At 71.0% G+C, this 19,973-nt stretch carries 17 protein-coding genes; 10 read left to right on the top strand and 7 right to left on the bottom strand.

The window, feature by feature from the left end:
• Positions 1 to 43 precede the first annotated feature (43 nt).
• A complete protein-coding gene (gene gcvH, locus JOF44_RS19655) occupies positions 44 to 415 on the bottom strand; it encodes a glycine cleavage system protein GcvH (RefSeq protein WP_209895359.1) in 372 nt (123 codons plus the stop codon).
• 65 nt (positions 416 to 480) lie between these two features.
• A complete protein-coding gene (gene gcvT / locus JOF44_RS19650) occupies positions 481 to 1,611 on the bottom strand; it encodes a glycine cleavage system aminomethyltransferase GcvT (protein ID WP_209895358.1) in 1,131 nt (376 codons plus the stop codon).
• Positions 1,612 to 1,837: 226 nt separating this feature from the next.
• Between gcvT and JOF44_RS19645 the strand changes: the two genes are divergently transcribed.
• Entirely contained in the window at positions 1,838 to 2,431 is a 594-nt protein-coding gene (locus JOF44_RS19645) for a GNAT family N-acetyltransferase (RefSeq protein ID WP_342591861.1), read from the top strand.
• Positions 2,432 to 2,550: 119 nt separating this feature from the next.
• Here JOF44_RS19645 and JOF44_RS19640 read toward each other — a convergent pair whose 3' ends face one another.
• A complete protein-coding gene (locus JOF44_RS19640) occupies positions 2,551 to 3,783 on the bottom strand; it encodes an arginine deiminase (protein ID WP_209895355.1) in 1,233 nt (410 codons plus the stop codon).
• Between the two features lie 116 nt (positions 3,784 to 3,899).
• On the opposite strand from JOF44_RS19640, the gene JOF44_RS19635 reads away from it, so the two are divergent.
• On the top strand, positions 3,900 to 4,769 hold the full coding sequence (locus JOF44_RS19635) for an aldo/keto reductase (RefSeq protein ID WP_209895354.1): 870 nt from the start codon (positions 3,900 to 3,902) through the stop codon (positions 4,767 to 4,769).
• A complete protein-coding gene (locus JOF44_RS19630; protein ID WP_209895352.1) occupies positions 4,766 to 5,545 on the top strand; it encodes an SIR2 family NAD-dependent protein deacylase in 780 nt (259 codons plus the stop codon). Before JOF44_RS19635 ends, JOF44_RS19630 begins: the two co-directional genes overlap by 4 nt.
• A gap of 62 nt (positions 5,546 to 5,607) precedes the next feature.
• On the opposite strand, the gene epsC is transcribed toward JOF44_RS19630, so the two are convergent.
• The gene (gene epsC, locus JOF44_RS19625) at positions 5,608 to 6,207 is read right to left on the bottom strand and encodes a serine O-acetyltransferase EpsC (protein WP_209895350.1); all 600 of its coding nucleotides are present in this window, start codon (positions 6,205 to 6,207) and stop codon (positions 5,608 to 5,610) included.
• 8 nt (positions 6,208 to 6,215) lie between these two features.
• Entirely contained in the window at positions 6,216 to 7,145 is a 930-nt protein-coding gene (gene cysK / locus JOF44_RS19620; RefSeq protein WP_209895348.1) for a cysteine synthase A, read from the bottom strand.
• A 192-nt stretch (positions 7,146 to 7,337) separates the two neighbouring features.
• On the opposite strand from cysK, the gene JOF44_RS19615 reads away from it, so the two are divergent.
• Positions 7,338 to 8,885: a DUF5129 domain-containing protein gene (locus JOF44_RS19615; protein WP_209895346.1), complete on the top strand. Its 1,548-nt coding sequence runs from the start codon at positions 7,338 to 7,340 to the stop codon at positions 8,883 to 8,885.
• Positions 8,886 to 9,035: 150 nt separating this feature from the next.
• Here JOF44_RS19615 and trpS read toward each other — a convergent pair whose 3' ends face one another.
• On the bottom strand, positions 9,036 to 10,112 hold the full coding sequence (gene trpS, locus JOF44_RS19610) for a tryptophan--tRNA ligase (RefSeq protein ID WP_209895345.1): 1,077 nt from the start codon (positions 10,110 to 10,112) through the stop codon (positions 9,036 to 9,038).
• 28 nt (positions 10,113 to 10,140) lie between these two features.
• Positions 10,141 to 11,181 (bottom strand): LacI family DNA-binding transcriptional regulator, encoded by a 1,041-nt coding sequence (locus tag JOF44_RS19605; protein WP_209895343.1) that lies wholly within the window; start codon positions 11,179 to 11,181, stop codon positions 10,141 to 10,143.
• 157 nt (positions 11,182 to 11,338) lie between these two features.
• Here JOF44_RS19605 and JOF44_RS19600 point away from each other — a divergent pair, with 157 nt between their 5' ends.
• The 6 genes from JOF44_RS19600 (at position 11,339) to JOF44_RS19575 (ending at position 19,761) form a co-directional block, all read left to right on the top strand.
• Positions 11,339 to 12,613 carry a sugar ABC transporter substrate-binding protein gene (locus JOF44_RS19600; RefSeq protein ID WP_209895341.1) on the top strand — a complete coding sequence of 425 codons (1,275 nt, stop codon included), beginning with the start codon at positions 11,339 to 11,341 and terminating at the stop codon, positions 12,611 to 12,613.
• 122 nt (positions 12,614 to 12,735) lie between these two features.
• Entirely contained in the window at positions 12,736 to 14,313 is a 1,578-nt protein-coding gene (locus JOF44_RS19595; RefSeq protein WP_209895339.1) for an ABC transporter permease subunit, read from the top strand.
• A gap of 20 nt (positions 14,314 to 14,333) precedes the next feature.
• The gene (locus JOF44_RS19590) at positions 14,334 to 15,233 is read left to right on the top strand and encodes a sugar ABC transporter permease (RefSeq protein WP_209895337.1); all 900 of its coding nucleotides are present in this window, start codon (positions 14,334 to 14,336) and stop codon (positions 15,231 to 15,233) included.
• Between the two features lie 154 nt (positions 15,234 to 15,387).
• A complete protein-coding gene (locus JOF44_RS19585) occupies positions 15,388 to 17,115 on the top strand; it encodes a glycoside hydrolase family 13 protein (RefSeq protein WP_209895335.1) in 1,728 nt (575 codons plus the stop codon).
• A gap of 80 nt (positions 17,116 to 17,195) precedes the next feature.
• The gene (locus tag JOF44_RS19580; RefSeq protein ID WP_209895333.1) at positions 17,196 to 18,464 is read left to right on the top strand and encodes a carboxylate--amine ligase; all 1,269 of its coding nucleotides are present in this window, start codon (positions 17,196 to 17,198) and stop codon (positions 18,462 to 18,464) included.
• A gap of 22 nt (positions 18,465 to 18,486) precedes the next feature.
• A complete protein-coding gene (locus JOF44_RS19575; protein WP_209895331.1) occupies positions 18,487 to 19,761 on the top strand; it encodes a carboxylate--amine ligase in 1,275 nt (424 codons plus the stop codon).
• The last annotated feature ends 212 nt before the right edge of the window (positions 19,762 to 19,973 follow it).

The following is a 19,973-nucleotide window of genomic DNA, read 5'->3' as shown; positions in this document are numbered from 1 at the left end:
GCTCCTGGATTCCTCGGGGCGGCCGCCTCCGGACGGCTCGGTCTCAGGATGCGGTGAAGGCCTTGTAGTCCTCGGCGCCGAGCAGGTCCTCGGGCAGCGCGTCGAAGCTGACGGTGAGCAGCCATCCGTCGTCGAACGGGGAGGAGTTGACCAGCTCCGGGGAGTCGACGACCGCCTGGTTGATCTCGGAGACGGTGCCGGAGATCGGGGAGAACAGATCCGAGACCGACTTGGTGGACTCGATCTCGCCCATCTCGGAGCCGGCGGAGATCTCGTCACCGGACTCGGGCAGGTCGACATAGACCACGTCGCCGAGCTGCTCGGCGGCATAATCGGTCACGCCGATCACGGCGACACCGTCGGAGACGACGCGGACCCACTCGTGGTCCTTGCTGTAGAGGAGCTCTGCGGTCATGAGGATGGTCCTTCCTGGAGGGGAATCGGGGATCATACGAGGGGTCGAGCAGGGAGGTCGGAGGGTCAGCCGTGCCGGTAGAACGGCAGAGCGACCACCCGGACGGGCAGGTCCTTGCCGCGGACGTCGGCGACGAGCTCGGTGCCCTCGTCGGCGACGTGCGAGGACACGAAGGCCATGGCGATGGGATGACCGAGCGTCGGGGACAGCGCGCCGGAGGTGATCGCCCCGACCGCGCGGCCCTGCCCGTCCCGCACCTCGGAGCCGGCGCGGGCGGCGCGACGTCCCTCGGCGACCAGGCCCACCAGGACGGGACGATCGGTCAGGTCCGCCGCCTCGATGCCCGCTCGGCCGACGAAGTCCCCCTTGGACTTCAGGGCGACCACGCGTCCCATCCCCGACTGCGCGGGGTACAGCTCGCGGGAGAGCTCGTTGCCGTACAGCGGCATCCCGGCCTCGAGCCGGAGGGTGTCGCGGCAGGCGAGCCCGCAGGGGGTGAGGTCCTCGCCGCCGGCAGCGGTGACCTGCTCCCACAGGGCGACGGCGAGATCGCTGGGGATGTACAGCTCGAAGCCGTCCTCCCCGGTGTATCCCGTGCGGGCGACGAGGAGCTCCTGGCCGCGGTAGGTCCCGGCGGCGAAGCGGTAGTTCTTCATCGCGGTGAGGTCCTCGGCGCCGATGCCCTCGACGCCGCTCCCGCCCGTGGTCAGGGCCCGCAGCAGGATCTCCTCGCTGCGGGGCCCCTGGACGGCGATCAGCGCGGTGCGGTCCGAGGCGTCGTCGACCTCGACGTCGAAGCCGGCGGCGCGGGCGATGAGCTCCTGGGCGTCGACGGCCGCATTGGAGGCGTTGGCGACCGTCACGAAGTGGTCGTCGGCCAGGCGGTAGGTGATGACGTCGTCGATCACGCCGCCGTCCTCGGTCAGCAGCAGCGAGTACTTCGCGCGGCCGACGGACATCGCGGACAGCTTCCCGGCCAGCGCGTGGTCGAGGGCCTCCCCCGCCTGCGGGCCCCGCAGGTGGACCTCGCCCATGTGGCTGAGGTCGAACAGCCCCGCACGCTCGCGGACCGCGGCGTGCTCGGCGAGGTCCGAGCCGTAGCGCACCGGCATCCGCCAGCCCGCGAAATCTGTGAAGGTCGCGCCGAGCGACTCGTGGACCGCTTCCAGCGCCGTGCTGCGCAGGGCCTGCTCCATGGTGCTCCTTCTCGTCACGGGGCGGGATCCTCGCCCCTCGGCATCCGCGGCACGTTCCCGTGAGCCGGCAGTTCACGGCACGTCGGTGTGCCGCAGGGCTCACCATACCGTCCGGGCCCGCCGTGCGAGGCGCTCGGGTGCCGTGGTGGGGAAACCGTCGGCAACCGGAGCGCACCCGGGTGGCAGCAGGTCGGCAACAGGGCGGAAGTGCCGGGGTGCACGGGCAGTGACCTTGTACGGTGGGGCCGTGACAAAGGAAGGCACGAGCGACTGGCCGGTGCGGATTCGAAGCCCCCGGCTGGTGATCCGACCGCCGGGCGATGAGGACCGCGCGACGATGATCCGCCTGATGACCGATCCCGTCACCCGCGAGTACCTCGGCGGGTCGGTGGACTACGCCTCGCGGCAGGCTCTCGAGCTCTCCCCGCTGGGGCTGAGCTGGGGTCGCTGGGCTCTGGCCCTGGCCGAGGACGACACCATGATCGGCTCGATCACGCTGGACTACGACCGCGGCGAGCTGGAGCTGTCCTATGCGCTGCTGCCGGAGTGGACCGGGCAGGGCTTCGCCGCCGAATCGTGCATCGCCCTGCTGTCGTGGGCGCGCACCGAGCTGGAGGACGAGCACGTGATCGCGATCAGCCAGACCCGCAACAAGCGCAGCGTCACCCTGCTGCGCAAGCTCGGCTTCACCGTCCGCAAGGGCCTGGAGGAGTTCGGCACCCAGCAGCTGCTGCTCGAGCGCTCGCTGACCGAACCGCTGCCGCAGCAGGCGCAGACGCTGCAGACGGCGGCGGATCCGCCGCCACCCACGCGTCGCTGAGGATCGTCCCCGACACCGCGCGGGGCCTCTCCGCCATGCGGCCTCCCCGGCGCAGAGCCTCGCGCGGGGATGATCGGCCCCGGAGTCGTGCGTCGGCCCCGGATCTCCTGCGCGGTCCCTCAGCCGCGGGAGACGGGGCAGCTCATGCAGCGCGGCCCGCCGCGCCCGCGCCCGAGCTCGTCCCCGGCGAACTCCAGCACCTCGACCCCCTGGGCCCGCAGATAATCATTGGTCGCCGCCGCCCGCTCGTAGGCGACCACCCGGCCCGGGGCGATCGCGAGGACGTTGCACCCGTCGTCCCACTGCTCGCGCGCCGCGGTGTACGGATCCAGTCCGGCGCTGAGCACGCGCAGGCTCTCGACCCCGAGACCCCGGGCGAGCACGTCGTCCATCTCGTCCGCCGCGCGGGCGCGCGAGACCAGCCTCTCCCCCGGGCGCTCGATCTCGAAGGTCTCCAGCATGCCCAGCGGTCCGTAGCGCAGCATCGACTCCTGGTCGACGACGGTGGTGACGGTGTCCAGGTGCATCATGGAGCGTCGATGCGGCAGGGCGATCGCGATCACCCGCTGGACCGGGCCGTGCTCGAGCAGGTCCGCGGCGAGCCGTTCGACCCCGACCGCGCTGGTGCGCTCCGAGATGCCGACGGCGACCACCTGCGGCGACAGCATCATCACGTCCCCGCCCTCGACGGTCGCGGCACCGGCCCCGTCCCGACCCAGCAGACGCCGCGGGCCGGCGGCCCCGTCGAAGGACGGATGGTGGCGGTAGATCGCCTCCAGGTGCAGGCTCTCGCGGCGTCGGGCGCCGTGGCGCATCGGGCTGACCGAGACCGTGTCACCGATCCAGGCCGAGGGGTCGCGGGTGAACAGATGGTTGGGCAGCGGATCCAGCACGAGATGCTCCTCGGGCACCCGCTGCAGCGCGATCGAGCGCGGGCTGACGCCCAGCCCCCGCAGCTCCGCCACCGTGATCCCCGCGATCATCACCTCGACCAGCCGGGCCGAGGGCATCTCCTCCAGCGCCTCGGTGAGGTCCTGCACGGCGATGTCCCCGAGCACCGCCGGATCCAGCGCCCGCGCCAGCAGGCGCGCACGCAGGTCGGGGATCTCCAGGACATCGGTGAGCAGATCCGTCAGCTCGAGCACCTCGACGCCCTCGGCCTGCAGCAGGGCGGAGAACTCCTCGTGCTGCGCCTCGGCGCGACCCCTCCAGAGCACCTCGTCGAAGAGGAACTCCTCGCGGGAGTCCGGGGTGAGGCGTTCGAGCTCGGGGCCGGGGCGGTGGACGATCACCCGGCGCAGCGGGGAGATCTCGTCAGGCACTCCGGAGGGCGCGATGGGCGCAACGGGCATGGGAAATCTCCTCATCGAGACGTCGGGTGTCCGCACGGTAACAGACGTTCCCGCCCCTGCCCGGCGGGGATGACTACGCTGGTGGTGTCCGCTCCCGTCCCCTGCAGGAGGCTTCCATGACCACCCCGTCGAACACCCCGCTGTCGACCCCCACGCTGTCGATCCCCACCACCACCCTGGCCGACGGCACCTCGTTCCCGCTGATCGGCTTCGGGACCTCCAGCATGAAGGGCCGCGGCGCGGTCGACGGGATCGCCGCGGCGCTGGGATCGGGCTACCGCCTGCTGGACACGGCGGCGCAGTACGGCAACGAGGCCGCCGTCGGCGAGGCCGTGCGGGTCAGCGGCGTCGACCCCGATGACGTGCTCGTGACCACCAAGATCGCCGGAGGCGACCAGGGCCGCGAGGCCACCCGCACCGGATTCCTCGAGTCGCTGCGCCGCCTCGGGCTCCCCCGCGCCGCCCTGGTGCTGATCCATTGGCCCAACCCCTCGCGCGGACTCGCCCTGGAGACCTGGCGGACCCTGATCGACCTGAAGGAGGAGGGGAAGGCCCTGCACATCGGGGTCTCCAACTTCCGCCCCGAGCAGCTGACAGAGCTGGTCGACGCGACGGGCGTGTGGCCCGAGGTGAACCAGATCCAGCTCTCCCCTGCCCTGCAGCGCGGTGAGGCGGTCTCCTTCCACCGCGAGCACGGGATCCTCACCGAGGCGTGGGGCCCGCTCGCCGGCCGCGACGGCCTGGATGCCCAGTTCGCCCTGCGCAAGCTCGCCGAGAAGCACGGGGCCACCACCTCGCAGATCTCGCTGCGCTGGGCCGTCGACCAGGGCATCGTGGTGATCCCGAAGTCCTCGGACCCGCGGCGCCAGCGCGACAACGCGACCCTGGAGCACGTGCGCCTGGACGATGCCGATCGGGAGCTGCTGGCCACGCTCGATCTCGGCGAGGACGCGGCCTGGGATTCGCGCGAGCACGAGGAGTGGTGACGACGCCGGGGCGCTTCGTCCCGGGCCCGCAGCACGAGGAGATCGTCTTCCTCACGGGGTCGGGGATCAGCGCCCGCACGGGGCTGGGGACCTTCCGCGGCCCCGACGGGCTGTGGGCCCTGGAACCGGAGACCGAGCAGGCGATGCATGCCGAGCTGCTGCCGGACACGCTGCCCCAGCTGTGGAGCGTCTGGGGCCGGATGGCGCGGATCGCGACGGAGCACGGACCCACGCCGGGCCACCGTGCGATCGCGCGCCTGGGTGCCCCGGTGATCACGCAGAACATCGACGGGCTGCACCAGGCGGCGGGCAGCGAGGTCGTCGCCGAGCTGCACGGCAGCGCCCTGCACGCGCGCTGTCTGGACCCGGAATGCCCCTGGCGGGGCCGGCTGCGACCCGGCTCGGGGTCCCGCCCGGAGGATCATGGGGTGCCCGCGACCTGCCCCGTCTGCGGTGCTCCGACCCGGCCGGCCGTGGTGCTGTTCGACGAGATGCTGCCGCCGGATGCCCTCGAGCTCGGCATGCGCCTGGCCCGGCGGGCGGACCTGTTCGTCGCCGTGGGCACCAGCGGGACGGTGTTCCCCGCGGCGCAGCTGGCCCCGGTGGCCAAGGCCCACGGGGCCACGACCGTGCTGGTGGACACCGCTCCGCCGCCCGACCCCTCGATGCGGGCGGTCTTCGACCACGTGATCGCCGAGGACGCCCACGAGGTGCTCCCGGACTGGGAGCGCGGTCTGCACCGCGTGGGCGGGACCTCGTTCCTCGATCCCTTCTGAGACTTTCGCGTCGTTCCTGCTCCTGGCGCGTGCGAGCGGGGTCCGCGCTCGCGGCCCCGCCCTCAGATCCAGATCGCGGGGTCCATCTGCTCCTCGGGATGCGCGGCCTCGGTGCGCACCTTCGCCGGCACGCCGACGGCGGTGGCCAGCGCCGGGACGTCCCCCACGACCACCGCGTTGGCACCGATCTGGGCCCCGTGCCCGATGACGACGGGGCCGATCACGCGCGCCCCCGCCCCGATGGTCGAGCCGTCCCCGACCGTGGGGTGGCGCTTGGCGCGCTCCATGGAGCGGCCCCCGAGGGTGACGCCGTGGTAGAGCATGACGTCGTCACCGACCTCGGAGGTCTCGCCGATCACCACACCCATCCCGTGGTCGATGAAGAAGCGCCGCCCGATGGTGGCGCCGGGATGGATCTCGACCCCCGTGATCGAGCGGGCCCCCTGCGCGATGACCAGGGCCGGGAGCCTCGCCCCGCGCGACCAGAGCCGGTGGGCGAGGCGGTGGGTCCAGATCGCATGCAGTCCCGGGGACGTCAGCAGCAGCGCGAGATCGTCCGTGGCGGCGGGGTCGCGCCGCCGCGCCGCCGCGACGTCCTCCCGGAGCGTCGCGACGGTACCCAGCACCCGGTCGGCGAGGCCGCCGGTCAGAGAGCCGACCATGGTCGCACTCAGTCCGCGTACTCGGCGAACAGCGGGGTCGAGAGGTAGCGCTCGCCGAAGTCCGGCAGCACCACCACGATGGTCTTGCCGGCGTATTCTTCCCGGGCGCCGACGCGGGCAGCGGCCTCGATCGCGGCACCCGAGGAGATGCCCACCAGCAGGCCCTCGGTGCGTGCCACGGTCCGGGCGCGCTCCATCGATGTCTCGGCGTCGATGTCGACGACCTCGTCGTAGATCTCGGTGTCCAGCACGGTCGGCACGAAGTTCGCGCCCAGGCCCTGGATCTTGTGCGGTCCGGCGGCACCGCCGCTGAGGATCGCGGATTCCTCGGGCTCGACGGCGATGATCTTCACCGCGGGCTTGCGCTCCTTGAGCACCTGGCCGACACCGGTGATCGTGCCGCCGGTGCCGATGCCGGAGACCACGGCGTCGACGTCGCCCTCGGTGTCGCTCCAGATCTCCTCGGCGGTCGTGCGGCGGTGGATCTCGGCGTTGGCGGGGTTGTCGAACTGCTTGACCTGGACCGCGCCGGTCTCGGCGGCGATCTCCTCGGCCTTCTCGACCGCGCCCTTCATGCCCCCGGAGGGCTCGGTCAGGACCAGCTCGGCACCGAAGGCGCGCAGCAGCATGCGACGCTCCTTCGACATCGACGACGGCATCGCCAGGACGACCTTGTACCCGCGCGAGCTGCCGATCATGGCCAGGGCGATGCCGGTGTTGCCGCTCGTGGCCTCGACGATCGTGCCTCCCGGCTGCAGCTGGCCGGACTTCTCCGCGGCGTCGATCATGGACACGCCGATGCGGTCCTTGACGGAGTTGGCGGGGTTGTAGAACTCGAGCTTCGCGAGCACGGTGGCCCGGACGTCATCGCCCAGGTGGTTGAGCTTGACCAGCGGGGTTCGTCCGACCAGTTCGGAGACGTTCTCGTAGACAGGCATGCTTCCTCCTCGATGAACGGGCCACTCGGGACGTGACCCAAAGGTGCGCTTGGAATCATCATAACCGCCCCGGTCGCTCGGGCGTCCAGGCGGAGAGCACCGGGCGGATCGCGGGTCGATCCGACGACACGCCGAGGACTTCTCGACGAAGGTCGCCCGGGCATCGGGCCACCTCCGCCCTAGTCTCGGGGTATGTCGTCCCCGACCGTGACCAGCCCGCTGCCGCCCCGCCGATTCCTCCGGCGGGCCGGCGTGATGCTCGTCCTGACCCTGGCGCTGGTGATGTCGCTGCTCCTGGCGCCCCAGCCGGCCCAGGCCGCCCCACCGCACTCGGTGAGCGTCACCGACACCACCGGCGAGGTGGACCCCGAGCTGCTGCAGGCCCGCCTGAAGGAGACGGACTTCCGCACGGAGGTGGATCTGGCGGTCGTGGTGCTCGACGTCACCGAGTACGGCTCGGACCCCGCCGAGGCCACCGCCCTGAACGATGCCGTGGTGACCCATGCGCGCGACGCCGACCCGGAGCTGCTGTCCGAGGACGGCGAGCAGGTCGCCGAGGGCACCGTGATCCTCGCCCTGGACCCCGCGCACGAGCTCTTCGGCACCTTCGCCGGTGGCGAGGTGGCGCTCGACGAGAGCGGCACCGAGGCGGTCCGGGACGCGATGGAGCCGGATGCGGAGGACGGACGATGGGCTGACGCCCTCGAGGCCGGCACGCAGAAGTACGGCGGACTGCTGGACCGCTCGTGGTGGCAGCACCCGGCCCTCGGAGCGGCCGCCGCGATCGTCGTCGTCGCCCTGGTGATCCTGGCAGCCGCCGCCCTGGTCGGCCGGCGCACCGCTCGTCGCCGGGTGGAGGCGGCGCTGCCCCGCTACCGCGAGGTGCAGCAGGGGCGCGCCCGCACCGAGGAGGCGGCCCGGACCCTGCCGTCGTCCTCCCCCTACGCTCGGGCGGCCCTGGCCGCCCAGGAGGACTTCCGACGACGCCTGGAGGCGGCCGAGCAGCTGCACGAGCGCCTCCCGGCGCCCCGGGAGCGGAGCTGGACCTGGGGTCTGACCGGATCGGAGCGATCGCTGGCACGCAGCTTCGGGACCGCCGTGCGCCACCTCGACGAGGCCGACGACGATCTGCTCGCCACCAGCGACCTGCTGCGCCGGGAGGGGGTCTGGCGCACGGCCTGGGAGCGCGAGCTGCGGCCGCTGCGCGATTCGCTCAGCGCTCTGGGCAGCGCCCTGCCCGAGGAGTCCGACCGGTCCGAGCAGGAGGCGGCCGCCTCGGCCGACGTGCGGGAGCTGGGCGGGGACATCGCCGTCGAGCTCGACACCCTGACGGCCGATCTGGAGGCGGAGCGGATCGACCCCGACTCCGCCCTCGAACGCCTCGACACCCTGACCCGGGAGCTCTCGGCCGCCGTCGCCCGCCTCCAGGAGGGACGCATCGACCGCCTCGCGGCGGACGAGGAGGAACGCGAGGTGCTGCGGCGATCCGCGGGAGACGTCCAGGAGCGCGGATACCGCTCGGTGCGCGGCCGTCGGCACGCGCTGGAGCGCGATGCGTCGCAGGTCGGGGACGTGTTCTGGACCCTCAGTCCGCTGCTGTGGTACTCGAGCTGGACCTCACGGTCCGCGTCGGCGCTGGAGAGCCACCGCCGGTCCGCGGGCACCGGGGCCTCGCGCACCGCCGGCGACTCCCCCGCCGCCGACGGGTTCTCGGAGGCCGGCAGCTCGAGCCGCCTCTGAGCTCTCCGGCGCCGGTCGCTCCTCGCCGCCCGTCGCTCCCCGCCGTCAGGCGACGTCGGAACGGTCAGACGACGTCGGAACGGTCAGACGGCGACGGAACGGTCAGACGAGGTCGGAACGGTCAATCGGCGTCGGACCTCGCGCGGTGGCTCAGTAGACCATCCCCATCACTTCGCGCACCCGCGCGAGGGTGGCCTCGGCGACCTCGTTGGCCCGCTCGTTGCCCGCCCGGAGCACGGAGAACAGGTAGCCGGGGTCCTGCTCGAGCTCCCGGCGACGTGCCCGGATCGGCGCCAGATGCTCGTTGAGCACCTCGGCGGTCATCACCTTCAGCGTGCCGGAGCCCTTGTCGCCGATCTCCTCGGCGATCTGCTCGGGAGAGCGGCCGGTGCACTGCGCGGCGATGGTCAGCAGGTTCGCGACCTCCGGGCGGCCGTCCGGGTCGTAGGTGATCACCCGCTCGGAGTCGGTCTTGGCCTTCTTGATCTTCTTGGCGGTCTCCGCCTCGTCCATCCGCAGCATCACGGTGTTGCCCCGGGACTTGCTCATCTTGTGGTCACCGTCCAGCCCGAGGATGGTCGGTGCCTCGGACAGCAGCGCGTCCGGCTCGGTGAAGACCTGCTCGCCACCCGCGTAGCGCTCGTTGAAGCGGCGCGCGATGACGCGGGTCTGCTCGATGTGGGGCAGCTGGTCCCGGCCCACGGGCACCACATTGCCGCCGCAGAACAGGATGTCCGCCGCCTGATGGACGGGGTAGGTCAGCAGCAGCCCGCCCATGGCGGACTTCCCCGCGGCGGCGAGCTCCGCCTTCACCGTGGGATTGCGCTCCAGCTCGGGCTGGGTGACCAGCGAGAGGAACGGCAGCATCAGCTGGTTCAGTGCCGGCACCGCCGAATGGGCGAAGAAGGTGGAGCGCTCGGGGTCCAGCCCGATGGCGAGGTGATCGGTCAGCAGCTCGCGCACCGACCCGTGGATGTCACCGATCACGTCGCGGTCGGTGATCACCTGGTAGTCGGCCACCAGCACCCAGGTCTCGATGCCGGCGTCCTGGAGCCGGACCCGGTTGGCCAGCGAGCCGAAGTAGTGCCCGATGTGCAGCGCCCCGGTGGGACGGTCGCCGGTCAGCATCCGCAGGCCCGAGGGGTCGGAGGCGATCCTCGCCCAGAGCTCGTCGCTGCGGGTCTTGGCGGTGTCGTAGCTGCTGCGGGAGATGATCGGTTCGCTCACCCGTCCATGCTAACGGGCCCGGCGGCCCTCATCCGTCCGCGGCGTCCAGGGCAGCCGGGCCCGGGGCCGAGGTCCCCGGGGCGGCCGCGGTCGAGCCTCGCACGATCAGCTGCGGGCGCACCACGACCTCCGTGCGCGGCGGCCGACGGGAGTCCTGACCGCCGCTGAGCGCGGTGCGCACGGCGGCGCGGGCCAACGAGGGCACGGCCTGCCGCACCGTGGTCAGCGGCGGGTTCGTCACCGCCGCCCAGAACACGTCGTCGTAACCGACCACGGACACGTCCTCGGGCACGCGCAGACCCAGGGCGCGGATGGCTTCCAGCGCGCCCGCGGCCATCACGTCCGAGCCGCACACGATGGCGGTCACCTCACGGGAGACCAGGTCGCGGGCGGCCTCGTACCCGCCCGCGTAGGAGAAGTCGGTGAAGGCGGTGGGCCAGGCCCCGGCGGGATGGGTGGCGGCGACCTCGTCGAACACCGCGAGCTTCTCGCGCACCGGCCAGGTGTGCTCATCGCCCACCGCGAGACCGATCCGACGATGGCCGAGGTCCTGGAGGTGGGTGAGGGTCAGTCGCATCGCATGCTCGTCATCCGTGGAGAGGAAGGCCGCATCGAGGTCGTCCCGCACGCCGTTGACGAGCACCAGCGGGGTGCCCCCGGCGATGACCTCGCGGTAGTGCTCGACGGGGCCGCGATGCTGGGCGTGGTGGCCGGAGACGACGATGATCGCCTCGACCCCGCAATGCAAGAACCGGTGCAAGATCTCTCTCTCGCGCTCCACCGTGCGGGCCCGCATCGCCACCAGGGTGGCGGCGCCGCGCTCGAAGAGCTCGGCCTCGATGCGCTCGGCCCAGGCGGCGAAGACCTGGTTGTCCAGGTCCGGCACCAGCACGCCGACCAGCGGGCCCGAGCCGACCGCCTCCGGCCCCACATCCCTCCCCAGCCGCCGCGCGACGTCCAGCACGGACACGCGGGTCGCCTCGTTGACGCCGACCTTCCCGTTGAGCACGCGGGAGACCGTCGCCTCGCTGACCCCGGCGGCGTGGGCGATGTCGATGAGTCGAGCCATGGCCTCATCCTTCCAGACCTCGTGCGTCGTCGCCCGTGGCCGAATCGATATCTGCAAGTTCTTGCGTATTCTTGCACGGAAGAGGCTCCGTGTTCTAGTGTTGCGCCATCGAGCACCGCCACGGGAGGCGGCCGCTCCACGATTCAAAGGAGAAGACGTGCAGATTCGTCGAAAGAGCTTCCTCGCCCTCGGTGGCCTCGCCGCCGGGACCACGCTGCTCGCCGCCTGCGGCGGCTCGAACTCGGACACCGGTGGTGGCACCGGCAGCGATCCCTCCGACGGCGGCGGTGCGGGCGGCGGCGCCTCGGCCGGGCGCCTGGTCATCTGGGCCGACGAGGAGAAGGCTCCCGCGCTGGAGCCCTCCGCGAAGACCTGGGGCGAGGAGAACGGCATCGAGGTCGTCGTCGAGGTCGTCCCCGGTGACGAGCTGCAGGCCAACTTCATCACCGCGAACCAGGCCGGCAACGGTCCGGACGTCACCATGGGCGCTCATGACTGGATCGGCAACCTGGTGCAGAACGGCGCGATCTCGCCCGTGCAGCTGCCCTCCGACGTGGCGGACACCATCGCCCCGGTCGGCATCGACGCCATCACCTACGACAGCCAGACCTACGGAGTGCCCTACGCGGTGGAGACCCTCGCGCTGTTCGCCAACAACGAGCTCACCGACGTCGCGGAGCCCGGCACCCTCGAGGAGCTCATCTCCGCCGGCGAGGCCGGCGGAGCCGAGAACATCCTCTCGCTCCCGATCGGCGAGTCCGGGGACCCGTACCACATGCAGCCGATCTACACCTCGGCCGGCGGCTACCTGTTCGGCAAGGACTCCGAGGGCAACCTCGACCCCTCCGACCTGGGTGTCGGCAAGGAGGGCTCGCTCGCTGCGGCGGACAAGATCTCCGAGCTCGGGGAGCAGGGCGTGCTGAAGAACTCCATCACCGGCGACAACTCGATCTCCCTGTTCGCCGAGGGCAAGGCCGCGTACCTGATCTCCGGCCCGTGGGCCCTGGCCGACGTGCGCGACTCGGGCATCGACTTCACCGTCTCCCCGGTCCCCGGCTTCGAGGGCATGGAGCCGGCGGCGCCGTTCGCCGGCGTGAACTCCTTCTATGTGGCCTCGAATGCGGCCAACGCCGGCTTCGCCCAGCAGTTCATGACCGATGTCGCCACCTCCCCCGACGTCGCCCAGGCCATGTACGAGGCCAACCCGCTGCCCCCGGTGAACCTCCAGCTCCGTGAGGAGATCGCGACCTCGGACGAGCACCTGATGATCTTCGCCGAGGCCGCCGAAACCGCCGATCCGATGCCCGCCATCCCGGCGATGTCCGCGATCTGGGAGCCGCTGGGCATCGCCCAGGCCAACATCGTCGGCGGTGCGGACCCGCACCCGACCATGGAGTCCGCGGGCGAGGAGATCGCCGCCGCGATCGGCTGATCCGCCCGAACGATCCGTCGCCCCGCTGCTCCTGCGGCCGGTGCGACGGATCGTTGCCCTGCTCGCCCCGGAGCCTGCCGCCTCCGGCTCCCCTCCTGCTCCTCGAAAGGCTGAGTCGTCTCATGACCTCGACGCACGCCCCCGCGCACCGAGCCCGGTCCACCTCGGTCCCGGCCGTGGTCACCCGCATCGCGGTGCTCGGCATCACCCTCGCGGTGACGGTCTTCATCGCGCCGGTGCTGATCGCCCAGCAGTCCTGGATGTGGCTGGCTGTGCTGGTGCTCTCCGCCGTCGGCATCTTCGTCCTGTACTCCACGAAGCACTTCGTGCCGGGGAAGTACCTCTTCCCCGGCACCTTCTTCCTGTCCGTGTTCCTGATCCTCCCGATCGTGCTGACGATCGGGTACTCGTTCACGAACTACGGCGACGGCACCCGCGGGACCAAGGAGCAGGCGGTCGGCTCGATCGTCGCCAGCTCCGTCCAGCAGACGGCCGACTCGCCGAGGTACACGATGACGGTGGCGACCTCCGGCTCCCCCATCGAGGGGCCGTTCGAGCTCTACCTGGTCGATCCCACCGACGGCACGGTCCACCACGGTGACGCCGAGACGCCGCTGGAGGAGGTCGCCCCCGGCGACGTCACCGTGGCCGACGGCCGGGTCACCGAGGTCCAGGGCCTCACCGTGCTCGACGCCGGCCAGGTGAACACGATCTACGACGAGCTGATGGAGCTCGCGGTCCCGGTCGACGAGTCCTCGGCCGTCCGCCCCCTCGGCGTGAACCAGGCCTTCGTCGGCACCACCGTCCTGCAGTACGACGAAGCGACCGACACCATCACGGACACCTCGACCGGCGAGGAGTACACCGTCGGCGAGATCGGGGACTCCCGATACTTCGTGGACTCCTCGGGCGAGCGGGCGTTCTCGCAGGGCTGGCTGCAGAGCGTGGGACTGTCCAACTACGAGCGGCTGCTGACCAACTCAGCCGTCGCCGGGCAGTTCTTCTCGGCTTTCGTGTGGACCCTGGTGTTCGCGGCCGGCTCCGTGCTGCTGACCTTCGCCCTGGGCTTCACCCTCGCCGTGGTCCTCAACGATCAGCGTCTGAAGGGTCGCCGGTTCTACCGTTCCGTGCTGATCATGCCGTACGCGATCCCCGGCTTCATCTCGCTGCTGGTGTGGTCGAACTTCTACAACCGCGACTTCGGTCTGATCAACGAGATGCTCGGCCTGGACCTGGACTGGTTCGGGGATCCGAACCTCGCGAAGGTCGCGGTGCTGCTGACGAATCTGTGGATGGGCTTCCCCTACATGTTCATCGTCTCCACCGGCGCGCTGCAGGCGATCCCGGACGAGCTGACGGAGGCCGCCCGGATGGACGGCGCCTCGCCCCTGCAGGCCACCAGGAAGATCGTGCTGCCGCTGCTGCTGGTGGCCGTGGCACCACTGCTGGTCGCGTCCTTCGCCTTCAACTTCAACAACTTCAACGCGATCGAGCTGCTCACCGAGGGCGGCCCGTTCCCTGACGGCTCCGGCCGCGGTGCCACGGACATCCTGATCTCGATGGTCTACCGCATCGCCTTCGGCGGCTCCGGAGCCGACTTCGGCTTCGCCTCCGCGGTCTCGGTGTGCCTGTTCGTCCTCACCGGTGTCCTGGCCGCCATCCAGTTCCGATTCACCAACGTCCTCGAGGACGTCAACTGAGCCCGCGGAAGGGGTCCACCATGAGCTCCACCACAGCTCCGCAGCGCGGCGAGAAGCACCGCATGCCCTTCAGCCGCTGGTTCGCCGAACTCGGCTGGCGCCACGTCGTCGGCGTGCTGGCGATCGCCTTCGCCATCTTCCCGATCATGTTCGTGATCTCGGCGTCGCTGAACGAGAGCGGTTCGATCGCCGCCGCCGGCCTGCTCCCCACGGAAGGAGTCACCCTCGAGCACTACGCCGCGATGCTCAGCGGCGAGCGGGCGAACTTCCTGCGCTGGTACCTCAACACGATCATCGTGTGCGGCGTCGTCGCCACCGGCCAGGTCTTCCTCTCGCTGCTGGCCGCCTACGCCTTCAGCCGCCTGCGCTTCCGCGGCCGACGCGGCGGCATGCTCGCGGTCCTGCTGATCATGATGTTCCCCGCCATCCTCTCGATGATCGCGGTGTACACGATGATCGCCGGTCTCGGCGACGCGGTGCCGATGCTCGGCCTGAACACCCTGGCCGGGTACATCGCGGTGCTCATGGGCGGCGCCTTCGGCCAGGTGTGGCTGCTCAAGGGCTTCTTCGACACGATCCCGAAGTCGCTGGACGAGGCCGCGATCATCGACGGGGCGACCCACTGGCAGACATTCTGCAAGATCCTGGTGCCGTCCATGACCCCGATCCTGGCCACGACGCTGCTGCTGGCGCTGGTCGGCTCCATGAGCGAGTTCCTGATCGGCTCGATCTTCCTCACCGACGATTCGAAGAAGACTCTTGCCGTGGGCATGTACGGGATGTTCTCCTCCGACCGCTCGAACAACCTGGGAGTCTTCGCCGCGGGATCGGTGATGGTCATGATCCCGGTGATCGTGCTCTATCAGTTCCTGCAGCGGTACATCGTCGGCGGTTCGACCGCCGGTGCCGTGAAGGGCTGATCGACGTCCTGCCCCGGCGGTCAGTCAGCACCCGCACGACGATGACCCGCATCACGCACCCCACTCTCGGAACCTCGCCGATCCCTCCCGACCCGCCGACGCGGGCCGGCAGCAGGCGGCGCCCGCACCACCCCGCGCTCCCGGAAGGACCCCCATGACCACTTCGCCCCTCACCGCTTCGCTGACCTCCGACCAGGCGAGCGTCCCGACCCAGCAGTGGTGGCGCGACGCCGTCGTCTACCAGGTCTACCCCCGCTCCTTCGCCGATTCCGACGGTGACGGCATGGGCGACCTTCCCGGCGTCACCGCACGCCTGCCCTACCTGCGCGACCTCGGCGTCGACGCGATCTGGCTCTCGCCGTTCTACACCTCCCCGCAGCACGACGGCGGCTACGACGTCGCCGACTACACGGACGTCGATCCGCGCTTCGGCACCCTGACCGACGCGGACGAGCTCATCGCCCGCGCCCACGAGCTGGGCCTGAGGGTGATCGTCGACATCGTCCCGAACCACTCCTCCGATCAGCACGAGCTGTTCCAGCAGGCCCTGGCCGCCGAGCCCGGCTCCCCCGAGCGCGACCTGTACGTCTTCGCCGAGGGCACCGGCGAGGAGGGCGAGCTGCCCCCGAACAACTGGACCTCGATCTTCCACGGGCCCGCCTGGACCCGGATCACCGAGGCGGACGGCACCCCCGGCCCGTGGTACCTGCACATCTTCGACACCACCCAGCCCGATTGGAACTGGAACGACCCCCGTGTCCACCAGCTGTTCGAGGACGTGCTGCGCTTCTGGCTGGACCGCGGCGCCGACGGCTTCCGCGTGGACGTCGCCCACGGGATGGTCAAGCCCGACGGTCTGCCGGATGCCTCCGTGAACGCCGAGGGCCTCATCGACATCCCCGAGGGCGAGGTGCCGATCTACTTCGACAACGACGGCGTGCTGGACATCTACCGTCGGTGGCGGCCGATCCTGGACTCCTACGAGGGCGACCGCATGCTGGTGCTGGAGGCATGGATCCCCGAGCACCGTCTCCCGCTGTACATCGGGGAGGACAAGGCCCACCAGTCCTTCAACTTCGGGTTCCTCCAGGCCCGCTGGGGCGTTGCGACGATGCGCGCCGCGATCGAGAAGCCGCTGGAGCTGGCCGATGCCGTGGGCTCGCCCACCACCTGGGTGCTCTCCAACCATGACGTGATCCGCCACGCCTCCCGGTACGGGTTCGCCCCCGACCACCGCTTCGGCGAGGGGCTGCGCCGGGACGAGGTGCCCGATGCGGAGCTGGGACTGCGCCGGGCGCGCGCCGCCACCGTGCTCATGCTGTCCCTGCCCGGTGCCGCCTACCTCTACCAGGGCGAGGAGCTGGGCCTGCCGGAGGTCCGCGAGATCCCCGACGAGCTGCGCGAGGACCCCTCGCACCTGCGCGCGGGCGTGCCCGGGCGCGACGGCTGCCGGGTGCCGCTGCCCTGGCGCCGGGACGCTCCGGCCTTCGGCTTCTCGCCCACCGGGAAGAGCTGGCTGCCGCAGCCGGAGGTCTTCGGCGAGCTGGCCGTCGACGCCCAGGACGGCGTCGCGGGCTCGACGCTCGAGATGTACCGCACCGCACTGCACCTGCGCAGCGAGCTCGGCCTCGGCCGCCCCGACGGCGGCGTCGAGTTCCTCGAGGATCTGCCTCCCGGCGTGCTCGGCGTCGACCGCGGGGATGTCACCGTGCTGGTCAACACCACTGACGCCGCGGTCGATCTGCCCCGAGGCGCAGGCTCCGCGGACCTCGCGGCGGCCGAGCTGCTGGTCGCCTCCGCTCCCGGCCGGCCGGGCACGATCCCGGCCGACGCGGCGGTGTGGCTGTCGACCCGAGGGCCCGCCCCCGAGCAGGCCTCCTGAGAGTCGGACCGGTCACGCCGGACCGCGGAGCCCCGAGGGTCTCCACGGCCCGGCGGGCCGGCGCCGCTAGGATCGCGGTCATGCGCTCGCCCTCCTCACCGGTCACACCCGTCGATCCAGGGTTCGACGTCGTCGTGCTCGGGGCCGGACTGAACTCGCTGAACCTCACCATCGCCTTCCACCGCCAGTACGGCATGCGGTGCACCACGGTGGTGCGGGTGCCTGTGGCGATGAACGAGCACACGGTCACCAGCGATCAGCTGGTGCTCGGGGCCGACGCCACCGACGAGCGGATGCGCGACGCGCTGCTGGACCTGGCCGCCGTGCGGCCCGCCGGGCGCCCGGCCCTGCTGCTGACCAACGCCGACTCCCTGATCGAGTTCATCGACCGCTTCCGCCCCGAGCTCGAGGAGCACTACCTGCTCGCGCAGGTCGGCGGCGAGCTCCTGTCCCGCCTGGCCGACAAGGCGGAGTTCGCACAGATCTGCGAGGAGCTCGGCATCGGCACGGTGCCCACCGTCATCGTCGACTTCGCCCGGGCCGGTGAGGCGGACTGGAACGGGACCCGTGAGCTGCCCTGGTCCTATCCGGTGGTCGGCAAGGCCGCGAACACCGCCGAGTACCACCACGTCGACTTCCCCGGCAAGCGCAAGGTCTTCTTCCTCGAGAGCCCCGAGGAGCATCTCGACCTGGTCCGCCGTCTGCGCGAGGCCGGTTTCTCCGGACGATTCCTGTTCCAGGAGCTGATCCCGGGCGATGACACCGCCCAGCGCTCCATCACCGCCTACCGCTCATCCCGCGGGAAGGTCACCCTGCTGTGCGCCGCCCAGGTGCTCCTGGGCGAGCACACCCCCGAGGCCCTGGGCCGCCCCGCCGCCATGATCACCGGCGAGCACCCGAGCCTGACCGCAGCCGCGGAGCGCTTCCTGGACGCCGTGGACTACGTCGGCTTCGCGAACTTCGACGTGAAGATCGACCCGCGCACCGGCGCCGAGTGCTTCTTCGAGATCAACCCGCGCATCGGCCGCAACAACTACTACGTGACCGCGGCCGGGGAGAGCGTGGCCCGCCACGTCGTCGCCGATCGCGTCCACGACCAGGACATCCACCGGGTCGTCGTCACCCGCGAGATCCTCTACTCGATCCTCCCGGTGCGCCTGGTGCTGCGCTACCTGCGCGATCCCGGCCTGCGCGAGAAGGTCCGCCGCATGGCGCGCACCGGGCTGCGCAATCCGTTCCGGTACCGTCCGGAGGGCTGGTGGATGCGCGCCTACTCCGTCGTCTCCGGACTGAACTTCGTGCGCAAGTATCGCGCCGTCTACCCCCGCCCCACCGACACCGGCTTCTGATCCCGGGAAGGACCCTCCCCTGATGCCCGACACCCCCGCCCGCCCCGTCGCCGCCGCCCCCACCCCGGGGGTCGACCTGGTGCTGCTCGGCGGGGACATCGGGATCTACGCCCTCGCCCGCGCCTTCCACGAGAAGTACGGCACCACCGCCACGGTCGTCACCCGCGAGGTCGCCGGGCCCGTCGCCGACTCCTCGATCCTGCGCACCATCGAGCTCGGCATGGCCGCGAGCGAGGAGGAGATGATCGAGGCGCTGGTGAAGGTCGGCAACGACAAGGCCTCCCGGCCCGGCGGCGCGCGCCCGGTGCTGCTGGCCAACGCCGATTTCCTGGTCGCCCTGCTGGCCACGCACCGAGAGCGGCTCAGCGCGTACTTCCACCTGCCGCTGCTGGACGATGACGTGCTGGACGCCGTCGCCGACAAGGCGACCTTCTCCGCGGTGTGCGCCGAGATCGACGTGTCCACCCCGCGCACCGTCGTCCTCGATTTCACGGACGGCACCGCCCCGGAGGTCCCGGAGCTGGACCTGGGCTGGCCGCTGGTGGCGAAGGCCTCCCGGTCCTCCGCGTACAACGCGATCTCCTTCCCCGGCAAGCGCAAGGTCTTCGAGATCGCGGATCGCCCCCAGCTGCTGGACCTGGTCCAGCGGCTGACGACGGCCGGATACCGCGACCGCTTCGTGCTCCAGGAGATGATCCCGGGGGACGACACCGCGATGCTGTCGGTGACCGCCTATGTCGACACCCGCGCAGAGGTGACCCTGCTGGGCGGGGCGCAGGTGCTGCTGGAGGAGCACACCCCCGGCGCGCTCGGGAACCCCGCCGCCATGTTCACCACCGACCTGCCCGAGGTCTTCGAGCAGTCGGTGCGCTTCCTGAAGCACACCGGATATCGCGGGTACGCGAACTTCGACGTGAAGATCGACCCGCGCGACGGAGTGGCGAAGTTCTTCGAGGTCAATCCCCGCATCGGCCGCAACAACTACTACATGACGGCGGCCGGGGCGAACGTCGCCGAGCCCGTGGTCGCCGATCTCGTCGAGGACCGTGCGCTGACGCGGCTGGTCCCGCACGAGGAGATCCTGTACTCGATCGTGCCGTGGCTGCTGCTGCGTCGGTATCTCGTCGATCCGGACCTGCGTACCAGGGTGCGGGCGATCGGTTCTCGCCGCACCGTGCACCCGCTGGCCTACTCCGTCGAGGGGATCAAGCGCCGCGCCTACGTGCTCGCCGCGCAGGCCAATCAGGTCAAGAAGTTCCTCCAGCACTACCCGCGTCCTTCCGCCGACGGCTTCTGAGGCCGGCCTCCGACGCGTTCACAGCCCGTTACCAGGTGACGGGAAGAAACACCAGGGGGGAACACCCCGCGACGTGTCGGGCGCGCCCCGTCGTCGGCCACGACCTGCGACCGTAGTCTCGAACCATGAGGTCGACGACATGCCGCACGGAGCGCACAGAGCGAGGATCAGACCAGAGTCTGACCCCGTTCATCCGCTCGGGGGACGCCACC

This window comes from Brachybacterium fresconis (genome assembly GCF_017876515.1).
Lineage (GTDB): Bacteria > Actinomycetota > Actinomycetes > Actinomycetales > Dermabacteraceae > Brachybacterium > Brachybacterium fresconis.
This window is presented reverse-complemented; position numbering and strand designations above follow the sequence as displayed.

What these genes read in the sequence shown, in the direction of transcription:
- gcvH (WP_209895359.1), bottom strand. Translation starts at nt 415, where the DNA reads ATGACCGCAGAGCTCCTCTACAGCAAGGACCACGAGTGGGTCCGCGTC.
- gcvT (WP_209895358.1), bottom strand. Translation starts at nt 1,611, where the DNA reads ATGGAGCAGGCCCTGCGCAGCACGGCGCTGGAAGCGGTCCACGAGTCG.
- JOF44_RS19640 (WP_209895355.1), bottom strand. Translation starts at nt 3,783, where the DNA reads ATGCCCGTTGCGCCCATCGCGCCCTCCGGAGTGCCTGACGAGATCTCC.
- JOF44_RS19635 (WP_209895354.1), top strand. Translation starts at nt 3,900, where the DNA reads ATGACCACCCCGTCGAACACCCCGCTGTCGACCCCCACGCTGTCGATC.
- epsC (WP_209895350.1), bottom strand. Translation starts at nt 6,207, where the DNA reads ATGGTCGGCTCTCTGACCGGCGGCCTCGCCGACCGGGTGCTGGGTACC.
- cysK (WP_209895348.1), bottom strand. Translation starts at nt 7,145, where the DNA reads ATGCCTGTCTACGAGAACGTCTCCGAACTGGTCGGACGAACCCCGCTG.
- JOF44_RS19615 (WP_209895346.1), top strand. Translation starts at nt 7,338, where the DNA reads ATGTCGTCCCCGACCGTGACCAGCCCGCTGCCGCCCCGCCGATTCCTC.
- JOF44_RS19605 (WP_209895343.1), bottom strand. Translation starts at nt 11,181, where the DNA reads ATGGCTCGACTCATCGACATCGCCCACGCCGCCGGGGTCAGCGAGGCG.
- JOF44_RS19595 (WP_209895339.1), top strand. Translation starts at nt 12,736, where the DNA reads ATGACCTCGACGCACGCCCCCGCGCACCGAGCCCGGTCCACCTCGGTC.
- JOF44_RS19590 (WP_209895337.1), top strand. Translation starts at nt 14,334, where the DNA reads ATGAGCTCCACCACAGCTCCGCAGCGCGGCGAGAAGCACCGCATGCCC.
- JOF44_RS19585 (WP_209895335.1), top strand. Translation starts at nt 15,388, where the DNA reads ATGACCACTTCGCCCCTCACCGCTTCGCTGACCTCCGACCAGGCGAGC.
- JOF44_RS19580 (WP_209895333.1), top strand. Translation starts at nt 17,196, where the DNA reads ATGCGCTCGCCCTCCTCACCGGTCACACCCGTCGATCCAGGGTTCGAC.
- JOF44_RS19575 (WP_209895331.1), top strand. Translation starts at nt 18,487, where the DNA reads ATGCCCGACACCCCCGCCCGCCCCGTCGCCGCCGCCCCCACCCCGGGG.